Source organism: Burkholderia cenocepacia, assembly GCF_900446215.1.
Lineage (GTDB): Bacteria > Pseudomonadota > Gammaproteobacteria > Burkholderiales > Burkholderiaceae > Burkholderia > Burkholderia cenocepacia.
In genome coordinates this window covers 623,506-645,943 of the sequence record NZ_UAQZ01000007.1, presented here as the reverse complement: position 1 = coordinate 645,943, position 22,438 = coordinate 623,506, and the positions used below count along the sequence as shown (strand labels likewise).

Genomic DNA, 22,438 nt, shown 5'->3' with positions numbered 1-22,438 from the left:
TCGGCGAGCGGCCGGCCGTCAGCCGAGCAGTTCCTTCTTGCGCAGATGCACGACGTCGCGCATCGGCGGCGCGCCGAACAGCCGGCTGTATTCGCGGCTGAACTGCGACGCGCTTTCGTAGCCGACCACGGCCGCCACCGACCCGACGTCGCCGCCCTGCCGCAGCAACAGCCGCCGCGCCTCGTGCAGCCGCAGCTGCTTCTGGTACTGCAACGGGCTCAGCGTCGTCACGTGCTTGAAATGATGGTGCAGCGACGACACGCTCATGTTGACCGCCTGCGCGAGCGACTCGACGCGCATCGGCTCCGCGAAGTGATCGCGGATCCATTCGATCGCCCGCGCGATCCGGTGCGTCTGGCTGCCCGCGATCGCCATGTGCCGCAACCGCGTGCCCTGCCCGCTGATCATCAGCCGGTACAGCACTTCCTTTTCGATCAGCGGCGCGACGACCGCGATGTCGGCCGGCGTATCGAGCAGCCGCAGCAGCCGCAACGCCGCATCGAGCAGCGGCGGCGTCAGCTCCGCGAGCGCGATCCCCTCGCCCTCCGGGCCCGCGTCGGGCTCGGGCAGCCGCATCTCGGCCGCCAGCTCGACGATGCGCTGCGGGTCGAGCGTCAGCGACAGGCACAGGTACGGCGCATCCGGCGACGCACGCGTCACGCGCGACAGGATCGGCAAGTCGATCGACGTAATCAGGCAATTGTGGGTGTCGTATTCGTAAGCCTGGCCGGCCACGATCACGCGCTTCGCGCCCTGCGCGGCGATCACCAGCGCGGCGCGCGATACGCCGCAGCCGAGATCGACCGGCCGCGTGTGCCGATGCAGCATCAGGCCCGGCACGGCGGTCGAGTGCGAGCCGTCCGCGGGCGCGAAACGGCCGATCAGCGACGCCAGTTCGCGCCGCCCGGATTCGCGCGACGCCACGATATCGGTCATGTCCATGACGCTTCCTCGAATGATTTCCCGTGTCGCGCGAGCATAGCGAAACGGCTCGCGGCGTGCGGGGAATTTGCAGGATTGTTCAATAAATTTGCAGGATTGGGTAGACGCAAAAAACGATGCCTCGCGCACACTGCCGGCTAACCCGGCGCATGCCGGGTTTTCCCCACGGAGACAACAACATGCCTACCTCGTTTGTCCTGAACGGCAAGAACGTCACGCTCGACGCCGATCCGTCGATGCCCGTCCTCTGGGCGATTCGCGAACACGCGGGACTGACCGGCACGAAATTCGGCTGCGGCATGGCGCAGTGCGGCGCGTGCACGGTGCATCTCGAAGGCCAGGCCGTCCGCTCGTGCGTGCTGCCGCTCGCCGGCATCGCGGGCAAGCACGTCACGACGATCGAAGGCCTGCAGAGCAAGCCCGCGCAGGCCGTGCAGGCCGCGTGGGTCAAGCTGCAGGTGCCGCAATGCGGCTATTGCCAGTCCGGCCAGATCATGTCGGCCACCGCCTTGCTCGAACAGAACCCGAAGCCGACCGACGCGGACATCGACGCCGCGATGAACGGCAACCTCTGCCGCTGTGCGACCTACGCCCGCATCCGGGCCGCGATCCACGACGCGGCCGCGACGCTGGGAGCCTGACCATGACGATCGAACTCGACAACCCCGGTTCGGTGCGCCCGTCGCGCCGCACGTTCCTGAAGGCCGCGGGGGCCGCTGCCGCCGTCAGCCTGACCATCGGCTTCGACTGGGCCGGCCTCGGCCGCCGCGCGCTCGCCGCCACCGCGCCGGCCGGCGATTTCGCGCCGAACGCCTTCCTGCGCATCACGCCGGACGGCGCCGTCACGGTCATCGCGAAGCACGTGGAAATGGGCCAGGGCGCCTATACGGGCATTGCGACGATCGTCGCCGAGGAGCTCGACGCCGACTGGTCGAGCGTGCGCGTCGAAAGCGCGCCGGCCGATGCGAAGCGCTATGCGAACCTCGCGTTCGGCACGATGCAGGGCACGGGCGGCAGCTCGGCCATGGCGAACTCGTGGCAGCAACTGCGCGAGGCCGGCGGCAAGGCGCGCGCGATGCTCGTGTCGGCCGCGGCAGCCCGCTGGAAGGTGCCGGCCGGCGAACTGACCACCGCCAACGGCGTCGTCACGCACGCGAAGAGCGGCAAGACGGCCGCGTACGGCACGCTCGTCGCCGATGCGTCGAAGCTGCCCGTGCCCGACAAGGTCACGCTGAAGCAGCCGGCCGATTTCAAGCTGATCGGGCACCGGATTCCGCGTGTCGACGGGTCGTCGAAATCGAACGGCACCGCGCATTTCACGCTGGACACGACGTTCCCCGGCATGCGCGTCGCGCTGCTGCAGCGGCCGCCGCGCTTCGGCGCGACGGTGAAATCGTTCGACGCGACCGCCGCGAAGGCCGTGCCGGGCGTCGTCTCGGTCGTGCAGGTGCCGGGCGGCGTCGCGGTCGTCGCGACGGGCTTCTGGGCCGCGAAACAGGGCCGCGACGCGCTGAAGGTCGAATGGGACGAAACGAAGGCGGAAAAGCGCGGCTCGGACGAGCTCATGCGCGAATACCGGCAGCTCGCCGAGAAGCCGGGCGCATCCGCGCGCAAGGACGGCGATGCCGATGCGGCGATCGCCGGCGCCGCGCGCAAGATCAGCGCGACGTATGAATTCCCGTATCTCGCGCATGCGCCGATGGAGCCGCTCGACGCGGTCGTCAAGCTGACGCCGACCAGCTGCGAGATCTGGGCCGGCGACCAGTTCCAGACGGTCGACCAGGGCAACGCGGCCAAAACGGCCGGGCTGAAGCCGGAACAGGTGAAGATCCATACGCTGTATGCGGGCGGCAGCTTCGGCCGGCGTGCGAACGCGTGGTCGGATTACGTGGTCGAGGCCGTGTCGATCGCGAAGGCGCTCGGCGCGGACGGCAAGCCCGTCAAGCTGCAATGGACCCGCGAGGACGACATCCAGGGCGGCTTCTACCGGCCGATGTACTTCCACAAGCTCGACGCGGGCCTGACCGCGGACGGCAAACTGGTGGGCTGGCGCCACCGGATCGTCGGCCAGTCGATCCTCGCCGGCACGCCGTTCGAGGCGTTCATGGTCAAGAACGGCATCGACGCGACGTCGGTCGAGGGCGCGGCGAACCTGCCTTACGCGGTGCCGAACGTGTCGGTCGAGCTCACCACCACCCGGGTCGGCCTGCCCGTGCTGTGGTGGCGCGTGGTCGGCAGCTCGCATACGGCCTACGCGGTCGAGGCGTTCATCGACGAAGCCGCGCACGCGGCCGGCAAGGACCCGTACGCGTTCCGCCGCGACCTGCTCGCGAAGGAGCCACGCATGCGCGCGGTGCTGGAGCTGGCCGCGCAGAAGGCCGGCTGGGATCCGGCCAAGCCGCTGCCGAAGGGCCGCGGGCGCGGGATCGCGGTGGCCGAGGCGTTCAAGAGCTATGTCGCGCAGGTGGCCGAGGTCTCGGTCGACGCGGACGGCAAGGTGAAGGTCGAGCGCGTGGTATGCGCGGTCGACTGCGGGATCGCGATCAATCCCGACATCGTCGCCGCGCAGATGGAGGGCGGCATCGGTTTCGGCCTCGGTGCGGCGATGCACAGCGCGATCACGCTGAAGGACGGCCAGGTCGAGCAGCGCAACTTCGACGGCTACCACGTGCTGCGGATGGCCGAGATGCCGAAGGTCGAGGTGCATATCGTGCCGTCGGCCGAGGCGCCGACCGGGGTCGGCGAGCCGGGCGTCGCGCCGGTCGGGCCGGCCGTGGCGAACGCGATCTTCGCGGCGACGGGCAAGCGGCACTACGTGCTGCCGTTCGATTCGGCGGATAGCGCGAAGGCTTGATGTGACGGGACGCCGGCTGCGGGGCGAGGGGTGCCCTGTGGCCGGCGTTTTTTCGGCTGCCCATGTAGGGTTCGATGTCGGCAAAAATCTTCGCCAACCATTTGATTCAAAAAGAAAACCCGGCAAGCCCGGCAGGGTTCGATGTAGGGTTCGTTACCCATCCGAAGCCTTATCCGGCCGCCCCCGAAATCCGTCCCTCCCCCACGTTACGTCAGACGTAACGCCCGTAACGTCCCCGCCCGATGCTACGTAACAATCCTTCACCATTGCTCCAGCCCTGTCATCACGCGCCCGGCGTTGCGCGCTAAAAATTCTTTTTAAATTCAAGCTGCTCAGCCCTTCGCACCGCGTACCGCACGCCGTTACCCGCTGACAACCGCCCCCTGGCCCGAAAGTTGCAGCACAGGACCCCGCAAACACTCCTTTATGGACATGCGAGGGCCACCATGGATTGCAAATACCTGTACATCGACAACATAAAAATCAACTTCGTGCGCCGCACGATCGAAATCGACAACAAGGTCGTTGACGTCACGCCGCGCGAATTCGACGTCGTCGAATTCCTGCTCGACAACATGAACAAGATCGTGCCGCGGCAGGCAATCCAGGAAGCCGTATGGGGCCGCGAGCTCGGCGTCTCGTCGCGCACGCTCGATACCCATATCTCGCGGATCCGTTCGAAGCTGCAGCTCGAACACGACAAGAACCTGCGAATCATCCCGATCTACGCGGTCGGCTATCGGCTGGTGCTGTTCGGTGCCGCGATGACGCACGTCGAACGCCACGACGCGGCGCCGATGCTGCGCACGGCGCCGCAACCCGCGATGGCCGCCGACTACGCGTAACGCTTCACCCGCGCGCCGCCCGTTCGCGGCACGCCGGTCACGCTTGCCCCACCGCGCTGCGCGGATTCGCAGCCCCTCGCGGCCTGCCAGCCGGACGCGGCCTGCACGCCGCCCGGCCCGCCAGCCAGTCGCGCCCCAACCGCCGCCTCCGGGCGGCGGTTGCTTTCGAGGCCAGCCGTCGCGTCGCCCACTTCGGCGCACTCGGACGCACTCCACCGCACTTCGTCGCGCTTCGTAGCGCCCCGCTCCCGCCGCCTCCGCACGATGTGCGCGACTACGGATTCCGGCGCGGCACACGGCCATCGCCGTCCCTACAATCGACGCAGCAGCCGCGCGCCCCCGGCGCCGCCGGCATCAGAACAACCCGTCGAACCAACGCCGAATCCGCCCCGATCCCGCCGTGCCTGCGCTGTTCCTGACGAATGCCGACGCCGGCGACGCCGCGAACCGGGCCATGCCCGCCGCTTCCCCGCCGTCCGCCGCCGTGCCGGCCGCGGTCGCGCTCGACGCGTCGCCCTACCTGCCGCGCCTGTCCGCCGCCGCCGCGCGCGGGCTGTCGCATGCGTACGGCGCGACCGGCGCCGTCCCGGTCACGCTCGGCGAGCACGCGTACGAGGTGCGCTGGCGCGTCGACGCCGAGCCGGCCGCCGATGCGCACGCGTACCGCTTCGTCGTCGGCCCGGCCGCCGGCACGCTGTGGATCGACCCGGTCGCGGAAACCGAATGGCTCGGCGACGCGGCCGACCCCGCGGTCCCGGCCGTGATCCGTGCGGCGCTGCTCGCCGACCTGTGCGCGCCGCTCGCTGCGGTGCTGCAGGCAGCAACCCGGCAGCGCGTGGCGTTGCTGCCGCCGCCCGACGGCGCACCGGCCTGGGATGCAGCGCCGGCCGCGCTGCGGTTCGAGCTGCGACGCGCCGACGCCGCGTGGCGCTGCCACGGCGCGCTGCTGTTCGACGCGCCGGACGCGCTGGCCGTGTTCTTCGCGACCGCGCCGGCCGCGCTCGCCGACGCGCGCGCGACCTACGCGAGCCTGCCTGTGCCGCTCGTGTTCGAAATCGGCCGCACCGAGCTGACGACGGCCGAGCTGGCCGACGTCGTCGGCGGCGACATCATCGCGATCGAGCGCTGGCAGGCGCACGAGCAGAACCTGCTGTGCGTCGCGCGGCTGCCGGCCGCGCCGGCGTGGGAGATCACCGGACGGCCGTCGGGCAACCGGCTCACCGTCGAACGAATCAGGGAGATGCCTTTGGAACCGACCCGCACCGACTCCGCCCCGCCGACGACGCACGACGCGCCGCCCGGCGACGCGCCACGCTCGCTCGACGGCCTCGCGGTCGACCTGCGCTTCGAGCTGCCGCCCACGTCGATGCCGCTGGGCGAACTGAGCGCGCTGCAGCCGGGCGCCGTGATCGAGCTGCAGCAAGGGATCAACCAGAGCGTGATCCATCTCGTCGCGAACGGGATGCTGATCGGCACCGGCCACCTGATCGCGGTCGGCCAGAAGCTCGGCGTGCGCGTCGTCACGCTGACGCAACCCGCGCCGCGCGAGCGCTGAACGATGGGCAACCTGCCGAATCCGGTCGCGCTGATCGCGGTGATCGCCGCGCTCGGCATCGCGCCGTTCGCGGCGCTGATGGTGACGAGCTACACGAAGCTGGTGGTCGTGCTCGGCCTGCTGCGCTCCGCGCTCGGGATCCAGCAGGTGCCGCCGAACCTCGTGCTGAACGGCATCGCACTGATCCTGTCGCTGTTCATCATGGCGCCCGTCGGAATGTCGATCCGCGATGCGCTGCAGGCGCGCCACTTCGATGCGTCGGGGCAGTTGTCGACCTCGGACATCGGCGCGCTCGCCGATGCCGCGCTGCCGCCGATCAAGGATTTCCTCGTGTCGCATACGCGGCAGCGCGACCGCGAATTCTTCGTGCGCACCGCGACGTCGGTCTGGCCGAAGAACCGCGCGGACGGCATCAAGGACGACGACCTGCTCGTGCTGGTGCCAAGCTTCACGCTCGCCGAGCTGACGAAGGCGTTCCAGATCGGCTTCGTGATCTACATCGTGTTCATCGTCGTCGACCTGCTGGTCGCGAACATCCTGCTGGCGCTCGGGATGCAGATGATCTCGCCGACCACGATCTCGGTGCCGTTCAAGCTGCTGCTGTTCGTCGCGCTCGACGGCTGGTCGCTGCTCGTGCACGGGCTCGTGCTGTCGTACCGCGTGGCGGGGGCGGGATGAACGCGCGCCGCCTGCGCACCGCCGCCGCGTGCCTGTGCGCGCTGGCCCTGCTCGCGCTCGCGTGCCTGCCATCGCGCGTCGCGCAGGCAGCCGGCGGCGCCGGTTTCGCGCAACTGGCGCGCGCCTGCGCGCCAAACGTCGATCCCGCGACGCTCGCCGCGCTCGTGCGTACCGAGTCGGGCTTCAATCCGTATGCGATCGGCGTGGTCGGCGGGCACCTGACGCGCCAGCCCGCGTCGCTCGACGAGGCGCGCGCGACCGCGCGCGAACTGTCGTCGCGCGGCTTCAGCTACAGCGTCGGCCTCGCGCAGGTCAACGAACGCAATTTCGCGAAATACGGGCTCGACGAAGCGACGATGTTCGAGCCGTGCCGCAACCTGCAGGCCGGCGGCGCGATCCTGACCGAGTGCTTCGCGCGCTCGTCGGGCACCGGCCGCGCGACGCAGGCCGCGTTGCGCGCGGCGCTGTCGTGCTACTACAGCGGCAACTTCACGACCGGCTTCTCGAGCGGCTACGTGAGCCGCGTCGTCGCGAGCGCGCAGCGCAATGCGCGCGAAGGCGGCGTCGAACCGATCCCCGTCGTGACCGACACGCCGCCGCCGGAACGCCAGCGGCGCATGGCCGCGGCCGCCACGACGCCGCCCGAACGCGCGCGCCGCCTGCCGTCGCCCGCCGCGTCCGCCGATGCGCCGTCGTGCCATGCGCGTCCGGTGGTGATGATGTGCCGCGGGCTGCCGGCGAACCAGGCGAAGCGGCTGTGCGTGCGGTGTCTCGATCAGTAAGCAGGCCCGTACCCTCGTTCCCGCCGCCTCGCGTCGGCGCCGTTCGTAGCGACGACCCGGCGGCACGCGCGCATCGGCGGCGCGCTACGAAACGCGCTGCGTCACCGCGGCGCATGCCTTTCTACACTCCAAGCTTGACCGTAATGGCATCGTAATGCGCGCCCCGTCGAGCGCGGCGCGACCGGGAGGAGTTTGATGCTGGATATCGACGGCGTCGGCATGGGCGCCAACTGGATGGCGTTCCTCGAGCGCACGCTCGAAGCCGAACGCGCGAAAGCGGCAAGCCAGGCCGCTCAGCAATCGGGCGACCCGTCGAAACAGCAGACCGCCACGCCCCCGCCGCCGCCGATCACGGTGCAGGTCACGCCCGATACGGACCCGTCGAAGCCGACCAATGCCGAAATCGCGTCCGCGACCTCGCTGATCAGGAGCCTCGCCGAACAGTACCGGCCCAAGCCGCCCGACATCACGGTCGACGATCCGCTGACCCAAGCCGCGCAGACCGCGATCCAGGGCGCGCAGACGCAATACGACAACGCGCTGCAGGACGAGCAGGACAAGCAGACCGCGCTGACCCACGCGAAGAACGATCCGTCCACGACGAAGGACGCGCTCTCCAGCGCGCAAACCGCCTACGACAACGCGCACCAGGCCACCGCGAAAGCGGAAAAGGAGCTGGACGTCACGACCGACGCCGGCTACATGATCGCGTACGCGCAGCAGGCCGATCACGACAACGAAGCGCTCGACCCGAAACGCGCGGGCTCCGCGCAAGCCGACGCGAACGCGGCGCTCGACCGGCTGAAGGCGGCGGTCCCGGGCATCGACGATCCGGCCAAGGTGTCGCCGCGGGACGACTGGACGCCGCAGCAGAAGCAGGCCTACGACGCGTGGCAGAAGGCGGACGCGAAGCTGTCCGAAGCGAAGGCGCTTCACAACGCCGACATCGCGAATTCGAACCTCGCGTTCGCCCAGTTGCAGTCGTATGGGTCGAACGGCGATTACGCGGATGCGATGGATGCCGGCATCGCGCGTATCAACAAGCAGCTCGCGCCGCTCGATCGCGTGATCGACGTGCCGCCGGCGCTGAAGCCCGACGAGGCCCGGACGCAACTGACGCAGAGCGCCGACGACGCGAACTATGCGAACGCATGCCTGAATGCGGCGACCGACGCGGCGAAGGTCGCCGACATCCAGGGCACGTACAACGCGGTGTCCGGCAAGTACGGGCCGACCGTGATGAGCACGACGGTCGCCGCGCAGCAGGACCTGCTGAACCATGCGCAGGCCAGCGCGCGCGTGAGCGGCGGGTATCTGCAGATGCTGTATGCGAATCGCCAGGTCGACGAACAGCAGAAGAACTACGACGCCACGCAAAAGAGCGCGACGCAATGGCGCCGCGACCATCCCGGCGTCAAGCTGATGGACCCGCGCGCCGATCTCGGCGTCGAAGACGCGGCCACGCAGCTGTGGAAGGCGAAGGATGCCGCGAGCCTCGCGCACGACGGCTATGTCGCCGCGTACGGCAACGCGCTCGCGATCCACTACGACGATATCGCCGCCGGCGTGCAGAATCGGTACGACCACCGGACGATGTGCATCGCGAACGATCCGACGCCGCTCGAGATCAAGGGCCTAAAAACGATCGCGTCCGCGCTGCATCAGGCAGACGAGCGGATGACCGCGTCCGTCAACGAGCGCGCGACGAAGCAGGCGCTCGCCGATGCACAGGCGAAGCAGCAGGACCTGAAGATCAAGGTCGACGGGCTGCAGGCCCAGTACGACCAGTGGAACCGCGATCACGGCATCGGGCCGACGCCGAGCGTGTTTTCCATCGCGACACCGCAGGGAACGCCGAAGAACATCCCGTTGACGGCGCCGGTGCCGTTCGTCGTCAATCAATACGCGAAGCCGCTTGCCGATGCGCTCGCGGAACTCGATCAGGCGAACCGGGACGTCCAGCACGCGCAACTGCGCAGCGAAACGTTCCATCAGCAGGTGCTGTTCAACGAATTCGACGCGCATCTCGACGAGCGGCTGCGCAATCCGAAGACCGAATCCGATCAGAAGGACTACGCGAAGGCGCTGTCCGACTTCTTCGGCGCGCACCGCAGCGAGCTGTCGCAGTCGCTGCTCGACAAGGCCGGCGACGCGACGCGGCGCGGCACGCGGATCGACTTCGGCCTGCTGGACCCCACGGAACAGCGCAACCTCGTCGGCGTCGCGATCGGGCTGTCGCCGGACCGCGCGACCGGCGACCCGCATGCCGCGCAGTTCAGCGACGGCAAGAAGCTCGAATCGATCGACAAGGTTCGCGACGAACTGCTGAAGGTGGGCGGCGGCAAAGGCACGCGCGTCAACGTGATGCCGATCGTCTATGCGTCGAAGGACGCCGGCCTGGTCACGAGCGCGATCTTCAAGGTCACGAACGAGAACGGCGACACGCACTACGTCGACGATCAGGGCGCGAAATACTCGAGCATCGACAACTTCATCGACGACAACTCGCTGTCGTCGGACGGCACGCTCGACATCGCGACCGGCTACGACGCGAACGGCACCGCGCGGATCGACCCGCACAACACCGCGCACGACGACAGCTGGTGGGAAAGCGTGATGCACACGTTCGGTTCCGGCGACGTGAACCTCGGGATGCTGCTCGGCGGGATCGCGCTCGAAGTCGGCGGCGGCCTGCTCGACGCGACGGTATTCGGCGCGCCGCTCGGCGTCGCGCTCAACGTGGCCGGCACCGGGCTGATCTATACGTCGGCGGCGGCAGCCGTCGCGAACTCCGGCTACGACCTCGCCAATCGCATCCAGCACGATCGCACGATCAGCCCGCTCGATGCGGAAGCGCGCGCCGATTACCTGAACCTGGTGCCGGCCGGCGTCGGCGGCGTCGGCAAGATCGCCACGCTGCTGAACGATTCGAAGGGGCTCGCGACCTTCGTGCGGCGCGCGACGACGGTCACCGGTCTCGGCGGCGCGGCGGAAGCCGGCGTGCAGTTCGTGCACGATGCGGTGACGGGTCATACGGACCGGCTCGCCGGCGATGCGTCGTCGTTCATACTGAATCTCGGCCTCGCGCAAGGTCACCAGAAGCTCAAGGCCGTGACGACCGGCATCGTGCGGCGTACCGGCGGATTCGGCGGCCGCGACCTGAACAACCAGGCCGTGCAGATCGGCGACCAGACCGTGCGCATCGGCCAGAGCCGCTACACGGCGACCAACACGCTGCGCCTCGGCCGTACGCGCGCGACCATCGACGGCCGCAGCGTGACCGTGGCCGGCGACGGCACGCTGATGGTCGGCAAGCGCGTGCTGACCTACGAAGGCGTGCCGATCCGCGTATTGAGCCGCGCGAATGCGGTGAATACCGGCGCACGCGGCAAGACCGGCACCACCGCGTTCGTCGACCACGAAGGCCGCATCACGATCGCGGAACGCGTCGACGGCTCGTGGCGCACCCTCGAGCGCACGCGCTTCAACCGCTACGGTACCGATGGCCGCATCACGGCCGGCCGGGACGGCAGCCTGACGCTGTCCGACGGCATCGAGCTGCGCGCGCCGAGCCAGGTCGGCACGCCGCGCGGCGCGGGCCCGGCGCCCGCCACGCCGACGGCCGCGCCGCCGCACGACGATGGCGCCCGCACGAACGCGGCACGCGCGACCCCGTCCACGCTGCGCGCGGCAGCGGGCCCGACGGCGGCCGTGGCCGAGCCGGCCGCCGCGACGTCGCGCGCGACCGCGCAGGCAGGCCGCTCGTCCGCGCAGGTGCGCGAACGCGCCGCCGAGAACGACCAGGATGCACGCACCGCATCGCGCGCGGATCGCCGCAGCGGCGACGCGCGGACGATCCAGTACCGGCGGGTCGCCGATCCGGCCGAAGCCGGCGCCGGCGGGCCGCTCGAACCGCTGACGTTTCGCCAGCGCGTCGCCTGGACAGTCCTCCATGCGATCGAATCCTCCCCGCTCGCGCCGGGCTTCGCCGCCCGCGAGGCGGACGTCGCGGTCGCGCCCGGCGGGCCGCGCGTCGAGCAGCACAGCTATGGCGGGCGCACGCTGTTCGTCGTGCGCAACGGCCGCCCGGACGCGCCGCTGACACGCCCGGACGGCACGCCGTTGTCCGGCCACGAACTCGCGCTCGACGCGCGCCACGGGCTGCCGGCGCCGTCCCGGCTCGACGAACCGATCGTGCTCGTCGCGGAAGGTGCGGAGGCCGGGCTGGCCCCCGAACTCGCGAACGTCTGGAACCGTCCGGTATTCGTCGCACCGCGCGGCGCGCTCGCGGCGGACGGCACGATCCGCGCGACCAGCGGCTTCCTGCGCTTCGATCCCGCGCCGCATCCGGAGGTCGCGCTCGGGCCGCTGCGGGCGGACGGCCTGCAGGTATTCCATGCGGACAGCGGCAAGCCGGTGGACCTGAACGAGCATCTCGGCACGCTGCTCGGCTTCGGCGCGCACAAGGGCGGCTTCGCGCTCGGCCGGGATGCGGTCGTCGCCCTCTACGAGGATTTCAGCACGCGCGCCGAACAGGAGGCCAGCGCCGGCGCCGAACGCGCGGCGCTCGCGTTGCTGCGGCGTCGCTACGATCTCCCGACCGTCGCGATGGACGGCCCGTTTTCGCACGCCGGCCGCGTCGCGGTGCTGTACCAGCCGCGCGGCGGGCTGCATACCGGCGATGCCGGGCGTGGCTTGCTGCCGACGACGCTCGACCCCGAATCGCTGCAGACCCTGCGCACGCTGCGCGACGCGATTCAGCAGGACCGGCTCTATTTCGATCCGCAAGGCGTGTATCGCGACGGCCGGCTGCTGCTCGCGGATCCCGGCCCGATCGAGACCCACAGCGACGCATATCGTCAGACCCTCGCGGACGTCGACGATCAGATCACGCTGCTCGAACGCGGGATCGAGCGCGGCGACGTGAAGCTCAAGCGCCCGGACGTGCAGATGCGTGCCGGCGGCGCGCCGCTGCCGAACCAGGTCAGCGCGTTCGCCGAACAGTCGGGCACGCTCGCGCAGCAGATGCGCCTGCTCGGCAGCGACCGTTCGCGCGTGAACGCCGCCGGCAAGCGTCCGGGCGGCGGCCGCTACACGCGCAAGGCGCTCGAAGCCGAGGCGAGCCGGCAGCTCAATGCGTTCGAGGCCCGCTACGACGTCGATCTCGGCAGTCGCGCCGACGCGCATCCGCGCGATGCGGGCGATCCGCCGAACGACCACGGCGGCCGCGACAAGCCGCGCGACGACGCGCCGCGCTCGATGCGCGAGATCCAGGCGCAGCGCGTCGCGTGGTCGCGCGCGCACGTCGAGCGCAACGCGTCGCCGTTCGGCGCCGCGACGCCGGCGCTCGACGCGCTGGGGCTCAGGCGACGCGGCCTCGTGTCGATGGATGAAGCCGACCGTCTCGCGATCGTCCATGCCGACACGCAGCCCGACGGCACGCTGCTCGGCCCCGACGGCCGGCCGATCGATCCGCACGGCTTCTCGCTGCTGTCGGATGCGCCGTACGCCGGCCAGCGCGTGGTGATCCTGGCCGCGCGGCACGCGAACGAAGGCGCGGCCGCGCAACTGGCGAACCTGTGGCAACGCCCCGTCTACGCGGTGCATCCGGACGCCGTCGGCGCAGACGGCGGACTGACCGACCTGTCCGGCATGAACCGCTACGTGCCGGCCGCTTACGAGCAGCCGGCGCTCGGCGAGCTGTCGGTCACCGGCGGCCAGCTGCACGTCGCGGGCGATCCCGCGCGCACCGTCGATCCCGCCGACCATCTCGGCCCGCTCGTCGGCTCGGGGCTCTACAAAACGGTATTCGACGGCGGCACGGGCCAGGCGATCGGCTTCTTCCGCGACACGTCGCCGGACGGCGTGGAAGTCGCGCACGAGGAAATCGGCGCCGAACAGGGCGGCCTGCGTGAACTGAAACGGCTCGACCTGCCCGTCAGCACGGTCGACGGACCGTTCTCGCACCTGGGCCGGGTCGGCGTCGTGTACAAGCCGGCGGCACTGCTGAGCAGCGCCGCGATGGAAAAAGGGCTCGGCCTGCCCGGCGTGGTCCGGCGCAGCGGTCTCGACGATCTCGCGAACATTCGCAACGTCACGCAGCGGCACGGGCTGCTGTACGACTTCCAGGTGCTGTTCGGCCGCCATGGCGAAGTGCTGCTGCACGACCCCGGCCAGGTACTGCACAAGGCGGACCCGGAAGGCGACGTCGTCGAGCGGATCGACGGCGTCATCGACACGATCCAGCGCGGCATTGCGACGGGCCGCATTCGCCTCGCCCATCCCGCCTACGCCGAAAGCGGCGCGTACGCGCAACGCCCGGGCATGCTCGGGCGCGTCGTGCAGCGGTTCCGCGGCCGCGTGCTGCTGATGCGCGCGCACGCGATCGCGCGACAGTCGCCGACCTTCCGCGCGCAGATGCGGCTGGCCCGCAGCGACGGCTGGACGATCCGCGTCGGCACGCCGGGCGGCGGTCATTACGCGGACGCGGACACGCGCACGATCGTACTCGACGGCAATACGCGCCGCGCCGGCACGCTCGTATTCGTGTGGGGCCACGAACTGCAGCACAGCGTCGATCTCGCGACCGGCGCGCTGGCCGCCGAGCACGCCAGCCCCGAAGCCGCCGTGGCCGCGCTGCTGAAGTCGGATGCGCGCGCGGAGGTCAACGCGTACACGATCCGCAACGAAATCCTCGCCGCCGGCGGGCCCGACATCGCGACCCACGCGACGTTGCCCGACGCGCTCGCCCGGGCGACCGAGCATGCGCTGACGAGCCGCGACCCGGCCGCGCTCGACGCCCTCGCGGACACGTTCGGCGACATGCGCACGTCGACGCCCGGCAATCCGACCTATCGCGAGTACTACGGCGAACAGGTTCGCGCGGCGGCCGGACGCCCCGTCGCGGCACGGCTCGCCGCGCCGGCACGCGCCCGCCATGCGGTCGACGGCCACGCGATGAAGCACGCACGCGCGTGGCTCGACGCGCGCGACATGCGCACGCTGACGCGCGCCGAAGGCCAGCACGCGCCCACGCTCGGGCACCTGGTGCAGCAGACCGGCACCGACACGGCGCTGCTGATCGCGCGGGCCGGCCAGCCGACGCCCGACGCGCCGCCGACGTTCGTCGCGACGGCGCACGTCGATGCGAATGGCGCGATCCAGCGCCTGCGCTTTCTCGGCAACGCGCTGAACGCCGAGGAGCGACAGGCGCTGAAGCAGGCGCTGTCGAGCGCGATGGAACGCAGCGATCCGGCCGGCACCGCCGCCGCGCGGCGCGCGTTCGATTTCCATGCGTCGCCCGTCACGCACCGCGAACTGGTCGCGCTCGGCGGCCCGGCGAAGGTCAAGCCCGCGCGTGAAGGCGAGACAGTCGAATTCACGCGGAACGGGCGCGTGCGCGACGCGTACGTCGATGCGATCGACGCGCTGTCGAATGCGCCGCATTTCGCACGCGCGAAACAGGCCGTCGCGGCGGCCGGCCACGCCGACACGATCTACGTCGTCGACAAGGCAACCGGCAAGATCGCCGGTCATGCGCGCTACGACTCGGCCACCGGTGTCTGGCAATACCGGGAAAACGCCCCGCATGCACGGACTCACGTGACGGAGCGGCCGCTCGCCGCCGCGTATCCGCAGCGCGGCCGCATCCGGTTGCGGCCGAACGGCAAACTGCACGGCGTGCCGCTCACGCGGGCCCGCACGCGCGGCATGACGTTCTTCGTCAGCAGCGTCGAACCGGCCACGCTGGCGCGGGTCGGCGACCGCTTCGACGCGCCGCGACCACCGAAGAAGGACAAGACGGAAGTCCTGCCGCGCCGCGGCCTGCACTATGGCGGCCATGTGGCGATCAGCGGCATGCACGGCCTGCGGCGCCGCTTCGCGTCGCTGACCGGCACGGGCGCCGCGATCGCACTGCGCCGCGCCCGCGCGATCGCGACGCTCGGCCGCGCATCGCCAGCCACGCGCCCGCTGCCCGCCGGCGGCACGCGCACGCCCGCGACCACCGCGCTGGCGCCGGCGCCCCGCGCGTTCGAAGCCGGGCTGCTGCCCGCCGCGTCCGGTCATGCGCTGGATTTCAGCGGTCACAACGTCGTGCACCTGCTCAGCCTCGCGAAAGCGCGCGGCCTGGTGCCCGGCAAGCATTTCATCTACGTGTATGGCGGCGGCGAGCGCATCGCGTACCGGCTCGGCAAGCCGCGCGCGGTGATCACGGCCAACGCGCAAGGCGAACTGACCTGGCATGACAACTGGCGCAAGCCCGACAGCCCCGGCGTGCCGCTCGACGCGTCGCCGATCGGCGGCGGCCCGTACGGCGGCGATACCCATCTGCTGCTGACCGAACTCGCGCCGGATGCGCTTGCGGAGCACGCGCGCGGCACCCGGCTCAAGACGCTCGAGACCCGCCTCGCAACCGTCGACGCATGGGCGAAAGACCCGTCGCCGCACATGTCCGACGCGCGGCGCGACTGGGGCGCGGCCGAGGCGCGGCGGCTGCGGTCGCAACGCCACGCGGCGCTGCAGTCGATCCGCCGCGCGAACGCCGCGGCCGCGCGCAACGGGCAAGCGGCATCCGGCCATCCGGTGCTCGACGTGCGCACCTATCAGCCGTCGCTCGTCAGCACGACGCAGGTCGAATCGCTGCAGCGCTATGGCGACGGCAACGCGTCGGCCCTGCTCGCGCACTACGACCGGATCGACGCGCTCGTGCAGCACGCGCGCGATCCGCGCGCCGCGCCGCTCGAACTCGACGATGCGGTCAACGGCGTGCCGCCCGCGATCATGGCCGACGCCCAGGCGTTGCGCGACACCGGCATGCCGCTGTACGTCGCGCGCGACTGGTCGGGCGGCGGCTCGCGCTATGCGCCGATCCCGCTCAGAAGAAAGGTGCTGAGCCGTTTCAGCACCGCGCTCGCGACCGATCGCGCGCTGCGCCGGCGCCTACTCGCCGCCGATCCCGCGTACCAGCAGCGCGTGGTGCCGATGAGCCGCGCGTTCCGGCTCTCCGACGATCCCGCGAAATTCGTCGCGCAGATCGAGCGGCACGGCGGCGTGATGCCGGCCGTGACGATCGTGATCGACCCGCACACGCTCGCGGCCACGCGCGGCGCGAAGCACGACCCCGCCGTCGTGCACGACGCGAAGTCGATCGGCGACCACAAGGACGCGACGATCGACTACTGGACCGGCACGATCACCGGTGCGAACGGCAAGTCGATGCGTATCGACGACCTGGCCGAGCAATACGTGCACAACTGGCTCGATGCGTCGTCGAAGGCCGGTTTCCTGCTGCGCTTCGAAATGGCGCCGGCGCGGGCGCTGGTGTCGTCCGTCGACCACCGGCATCAGCCCGGCTCCAACACCGGCTATCACGACCACGCGCGGCTCGGCGCGCTGCTCGAATCGTGGAACCGGACGCACCTCGGCCAGCCCGCGCCGCACGTGATGGTGACGTTCCACGGCTGGGATACGGTGCCGGAGCCCGCGTCCGGCGCGAGCCACCTGGAACTCGCGAAATCGCTGCTCGACCATCCGGCGCTGCCGTGGGTGCACGTCGGCCTGTCGTACGCGACGCATGGCTCGGACTTCGTCGCGAACCAGGAACTGACGACCGCGCTCGCGACGCTGCTCGTCGAGCGCGCCAGGGCCAACGACCCGACGCTCGCGCGACTGCACGGCGCCGACGCGCTGACGCGCGTATACGACCGCGTCGACCGCACGACGCTGATGAACCAGCACGGCCTGCTGCTCGCGGAAGTCGACCGCATCGGCCGGGCGCGCGGCATGTCGCCCGCGCGGCTGGCGGCGTTGCGCCAGCAACTGTACGAAGGCAACACCACGCAACTGCTGCATCGCGCCCGCTATGCGACGTCGCGCTTCGCGGCGGACCGCTGGGCCGCCGACCCGCGCCGCGCGCCCGCGGCCAGCGACGCCGCCCGGATGTTTACCGAACGATGGCTCACCGACGTCGGCGCGCGGCTCGCGGCGCCGGAACAGATCGTCACGACGGACGGCGGCGGCGCCGGTGTCGAACCGCTGCAGGCCTGGCGCGAAACCGTCCTCGCGCCCGCGCTCGTCGCGGCCGATACGCAGCCGATCAGCGAAAGCCGGCTCGTCAGCGCGCAGACGAACGAGCCGATGCGTCCGGACGATCCGCTCGCCGCGGCCGCGGAACTGCATGCGCTGCGCCTGCATCAGCCGGACAGCTGGATCGCCGCGCTGCTGAACCGCAAGAACCTGCTGTCGATCGCGATCGGCGCGGGGGCCGGCTTCGCGGTCCATCACTTCGGCCTGACGCCGGACAAGTTCAAGCAGGCCGCGAACGCGGCGTTCGTCGGCGTGCGGACCGGCCGGCTCGTGCAGGCCGTGCACCAGGACACCGTGCGCGCGCTGCAAAGCGGCGACCCGCGGCTGTTCGATCGCGTGATCGACCGCTTCGTCGACGGCCTGAACAATCAGCTCGACGCGCACCAGATGCATGCCGAGCAGCGCAACGCGTCGCTGATCCTGCTCGCCGAGAGCGCGCGGGCGAAGATTCATCTCCAGCTGGAATTGCACAAGGCCGCGTCGCTGCCGGCGGACAAGACGCTGGAATACACGAAGATGATCGCCAACGACATGCTCCAGCAGATGCAGGGCGTGCTCGCGGGCACCTCGATCCAGCAGCTGCATTACGGCAATCCGCGCCGCTTCATGGGCAAGGCCGGACGCGCCGCCGCGATCGCCGGCTATGCGAGCCTCGGCGAGCTGTCGCTGCATGCGCTGCTGCAGAATCCGTCGGTGGTGCCGGCGCTGGGCGCGGCCGGCGCGCTGCTCGGCATCACGTATACCGGCCTCGTGCAGGGCAGCGCGTTCGCGCACCTGAGCATCGAACGGCGTAGCCGCGTCGTGCGGGGCATCGACCTGATGTCGGATCTCGCGAGCATCGCCGGCGGTGCGATCGCGCCATTCGTCGGCCCGCATCCCGCGATCCAGTCGGACTTGCCGATCGCGATTTCGTCGCTGTCGTCCGCGACGCTGCTCGCGCTCGCGCGCATCGACACGCATTTCCCGAACCTGCCGAAGCGGCTCACCGGCTCGATTCCGACGTCGCTCATGGTCGCGCCGATCCTGATCTATGTCGGCAAGTGGATCTACACCGCGTTCGAGGACGACGACGGCAAGGCGCCGCCATCCGGCACGCAGCAGCCGGGCGGCGGGGCGACCCAGCACGCCGTCGCCGTCGAACGCCCCACAGCCCTACATCGTCGTCGATGGCGATTCGCTATGGGTGATCGCGGACCAGCATCGCCAGTCGCTGCTGGACGCCGCGCACGTATCGCGTGCCGACCAGCAGGCGATGACGCGCGGCGAACAGGATGCGCGTGCGCTGAAAGAAATCCTGCAGCTCAATCCATCGGCCGCGCGCGATGCCACGCACTTGCCGGTCGGCACGCCGCTGGTGGTCGGATGACGGTCGGCCCGCCGCGCGTCACGGCGGCGGGCACGACGATGCCGTCACGCCGCGCGCTGCGCCTCCAGCCACGCCTGGAACATCAGCACCGTCCACAACTGGTGCTGCCAGTTCATCCGGCCCGTCTGGTGCTGGCGCCACAGCCGCTCGACCGCCGCCGCATCGAAGAAGCCTTCTTCGCGCAGGCGCGACGGCCGCAGCAGCGCCTCGGCCCAGTCGCGCAGCGCGCCGCGCAGCCAGTGGTCGACGGGCGCGCAGAAGCCCTGCTTCGGCCGGTCGATCAGCGCGGACGGCACGTACCGGTCGAGCAGCCGGCGCAGCAGCGCCTTCGACTGCCCTTCGGGCAAGCGCACCGACGCCGGCACGCGCCACGCGAATTCCACGACGTGATGATCGAGGAACGGCATGCGCGTCTCGAGGCTCACGGCCATCGCCGCGCGATCGACCTTCGCGAGGATGTCGGTCGGCAGGTACGTGAGCGTGTCGATCGCCATCGCCTGCTCGGCGAAGCTCAGATGCGCGGGCCACGCGGACACCGTGTCGAGCGGCGTCGGCGGCTCCTGCCCCGACAGCGCGATGCGCTCCGGGTGATGCACCGACGACATCAGCAGCCGGTACAGCCCGATGCGGCTTTCGGCCGTCATCACATGGCCGAGCTTGTGCAGGCGATCGCCGATGCGCGACGTCGATTCGCGCGCCTCCACGCCGCCACCCCACGCGCCCTGCGCGACGGCTGCCAGCTGGTCCGCGTGGTCGGGCCGCAGCGCGTGCAACGCGGCGGCGATCCGCGCGCGCACGGCGCCCGGCACGCGATGCAGCTTGCGCCACAGGCGCGGCGTCAGGAAATAGCGCGTGTAGCCGCCGAACAGCTCGTCGCCGCCGTCGCCGGACAGGCTTACCTTCACGTGCCGGCGCGTCAGTTCGGAGACGAGAAAGGTCGGGATCTGCGACGCATCGGAGAACGGCTCGTCGTAGATCGACGGCAGCTTCGGCACGACGCCGAGCGCATGGTCGGCGGTCACGTAAAGCTCGGTATGGCGCGTGCCGAGATGGCGCGCGACGGCCTTCGCATAACCGGCTTCGTCGTAGCCGGCCTCGTGGAAGCCGATCGTAAACGTGTCGACCGGCGTCGCCGATTGCGCCTGCATCAGCGCGACGATCGCCGACGAATCGACGCCGCCCGACAGGAACGCGCCGAGCGGCACGTCGGCCTCCATCTGCCGCGCGACGGCCTGCCGCAAGATCGCGTCGAGCTGGCCGACGGCTTCGTCGGGAGTGCCTTCGAACGGCTGCGCGCGGCCCGCCTCGATCACCTGTTCGAGCGTCCAGTACGCGCGCAGGCGCGGCGTGTCGCGCGCATGTTCGAACTGGATGTACGTGCCGGGCGGCAGCTTGCGGATGCCGCGATAGATCGTGTAAGGCGCGGGCACGCTCGACTGGCGCAGGTACAGGCACAGCGCGTCGCGGTCGACCGTGCCGTCGAAGCCCGGGTAGCCGCGCAATGCCTTCAGCTCGGACGCGAACACCAGCGCGTCGCCGATCCGGCCGTAGTAGAGCGGCTTCTCGCCGATCCGGTCGCGTGCGAGCGTCAGCACCCGCGACGCGCGATTCCACAGCGCGAACGCGAACATGCCGGTCGCGCGGCGCAACGTGGCCTCGACGCCCCACGCGACGATCGCCGCGATCAGCACCTCGCTGTCGGAGTGGCCGCGCCACGCCGGTGCGCGCCCCGCACGCTCGAGCTCCGCGCGCAGTTCGCGATGGTTGTAGATTTCGCCGTTGAAGACGAGGACGTAGCGGCCGCACGCGGAAGCCATCGGCTGCCGGCCGTGCACCGACAGGTCGACGATCGCGAGCCGCCGGTGGCCGAGCGCGATGCCGGCCTCCGGGTCGACCCAGATCCCCTGCCCGTCCGGCCCGCGATGCGCGAGGCTCGCCGTCATTCGCGCGAGCGTGCCGCGCGCTGTCTCCTCATCGAAGGCGACGCTATTCAGAAAGCCGTCGATTCCGCACATTGATTTGTCTGCCCCTGTTGACCAGTTCCGTCACGCACCGCGCAACCTCGCGGCCCGCCGTCGGGCATGACGGTCGAGCCATATTACGAAGAAATAAATCAGCAATAATTCACCAGTGAATGTCGGCACCGTCCGGAAAAAAATGGACGTCAAGTGCCGCGTGCGGATGGTCGCGCAAGGGGCCATATCGAATCCGGTGAGTTGGCCGGCAAGCGTTGCGGATGAAAAAAGGGCCGTATGCCGACGGCAACGCCGCCACGCCACGCCGCCGTCAACCGGCGCCGGTCGCCCATTTCAGCAACTGCGCGACCTCGCGGAAATGCTGCGGCTGGATCGTGCCGTTCTCGGGCGTCGTCTCGTACAGCGCCTGCGCGAGCCCGACGTTCGCGAGCGTCGGGCGCAGCGCGTCGCGGGCGAGCCGCACGATCCGCTCGGCCGCGTCGCCCTCGCCGCGCGCGAGTACCCACGGCAGCGAACCCATCCCGCCGTAGTAGAGCGCGACCGCGACGCGCGGCGAATAGACGACCACCGACGCGTAGCCGATCCGGTCGGGCAGCGACGCGAACTGCACTTCGCGCGCGAGCTGGCGGCGCTTCGCCTGGATGTGCGGATCGCCTTCGTCCTCCTTGTGCTCGCGCCGCACTTCGTCGATCGACATCTTCATCTTCTGGTTGAACTCGTGCCGCTGGTGCACGATGTCGATCAACGCCATCACGATGTAGATCAGCGCGGCCCAGCCGAACAGCAGCATCAGCAGCTTCACGATCAGCGCGAGGATCGAGACCGGCCGCGTGAAGCCCGACTGCACCGACGGATCGAGCGACTCGACGATCAGCCAGCCGAGCGTCGCGACGAGCAGCGCCGTCTTCAGCAGCATCTTCGCGAGATTGACGAGGTTGCGCAGCGACCACAGGTTCTTCATCCCCTCGGCCGGGTTGAGCCGCGACAACTGCGGCACGAGGCGGCTCCACGCCATCACGCCGCCCACCTGCACGAAGCCCGCGAGCAACCCCGCCAGCAGCCCGGCCGCGACGATCTGCGCGGACAGCATCGCCCAGTCGCGCGCGGCGCCGTCGATCAGCGCCGCGAGCCGCGCGGCCGGATCGGCCGCGCCGACCGCGTCGAACACGAGCCGGAACAGCGCCTGCAACCGCGCGAACAGCGAACCGATGCCCACCGCGAGCGCCACGCACACGCCGACGAAGAACGCCGACGACACCGTTTCCGCGCTTTTCGGCACGTCGCCTTTCTCGCGCGCCTCGCGCAGGCGCTTCGCGGTCGGCTTCTGGTCCTTTTCGGCCATCGCGGCTCCCGC

Annotated in this window: 9 protein-coding genes; 7 read left to right on the top strand and 2 right to left on the bottom strand. The window is 70.4% G+C overall.

Annotation, left to right across the window (positions count from 1 at the left end; translation table 11 throughout):
- Positions 1 to 18 precede the first annotated feature (18 nt).
- Complete coding sequence (locus DTA15_RS16825; protein ID WP_006485801.1) at positions 19 to 942, bottom strand: AraC family transcriptional regulator; 924 nt, start codon at positions 940 to 942, stop codon at positions 19 to 21.
- A 179-nt stretch (positions 943 to 1,121) separates the two neighbouring features.
- Here DTA15_RS16825 and DTA15_RS16820 point away from each other — a divergent pair, with 179 nt between their 5' ends.
- From DTA15_RS16820 to DTA15_RS38600, 7 genes are all read left to right on the top strand, one after another.
- Positions 1,122 to 1,583: a (2Fe-2S)-binding protein gene (locus tag DTA15_RS16820; RefSeq protein WP_006480868.1), complete on the top strand. Its 462-nt coding sequence runs from the start codon at positions 1,122 to 1,124 to the stop codon at positions 1,581 to 1,583.
- 2 nt (positions 1,584 to 1,585) lie between these two features.
- Complete coding sequence (locus DTA15_RS16815; protein WP_006485804.1) at positions 1,586 to 3,796, top strand: xanthine dehydrogenase family protein molybdopterin-binding subunit; 2,211 nt, start codon at positions 1,586 to 1,588, stop codon at positions 3,794 to 3,796.
- A 446-nt stretch (positions 3,797 to 4,242) separates the two neighbouring features.
- Positions 4,243 to 4,641 (top strand): winged helix-turn-helix domain-containing protein, encoded by a 399-nt coding sequence (locus tag DTA15_RS16810; RefSeq protein WP_006485803.1) that lies wholly within the window; start codon positions 4,243 to 4,245, stop codon positions 4,639 to 4,641.
- A 400-nt stretch (positions 4,642 to 5,041) separates the two neighbouring features.
- A complete protein-coding gene (gene sctQ / locus DTA15_RS16805; RefSeq protein WP_006496151.1) occupies positions 5,042 to 6,196 on the top strand; it encodes a type III secretion system cytoplasmic ring protein SctQ in 1,155 nt (384 codons plus the stop codon).
- Positions 6,197 to 6,199: 3 nt separating this feature from the next.
- Complete coding sequence (sctR, locus tag DTA15_RS16800; protein WP_006480865.1) at positions 6,200 to 6,874, top strand: type III secretion system export apparatus subunit SctR; 675 nt, start codon at positions 6,200 to 6,202, stop codon at positions 6,872 to 6,874.
- Positions 6,871 to 7,656, top strand: a complete 786-nt coding sequence (locus DTA15_RS16795) for a lytic transglycosylase domain-containing protein (protein ID WP_012493468.1) — start codon at positions 6,871 to 6,873, stop codon at positions 7,654 to 7,656. The genes sctR and DTA15_RS16795 overlap by 4 nt, the downstream gene beginning before the upstream one ends.
- 195 nt (positions 7,657 to 7,851) lie before the next feature.
- A complete protein-coding gene (locus DTA15_RS38600; RefSeq protein ID WP_321175898.1) occupies positions 7,852 to 21,126 on the top strand; it encodes an LWXIA domain-containing protein in 13,275 nt (4,424 codons plus the stop codon).
- A 268-nt stretch (positions 21,127 to 21,394) separates the two neighbouring features.
- Here DTA15_RS38600 and DTA15_RS16775 read toward each other — a convergent pair whose 3' ends face one another.
- A complete protein-coding gene (locus DTA15_RS16775) occupies positions 21,395 to 22,426 on the bottom strand; it encodes an EscU/YscU/HrcU family type III secretion system export apparatus switch protein (protein WP_006489707.1) in 1,032 nt (343 codons plus the stop codon).
- Between the last annotated feature and the right edge of the window lie 12 nt (positions 22,427 to 22,438).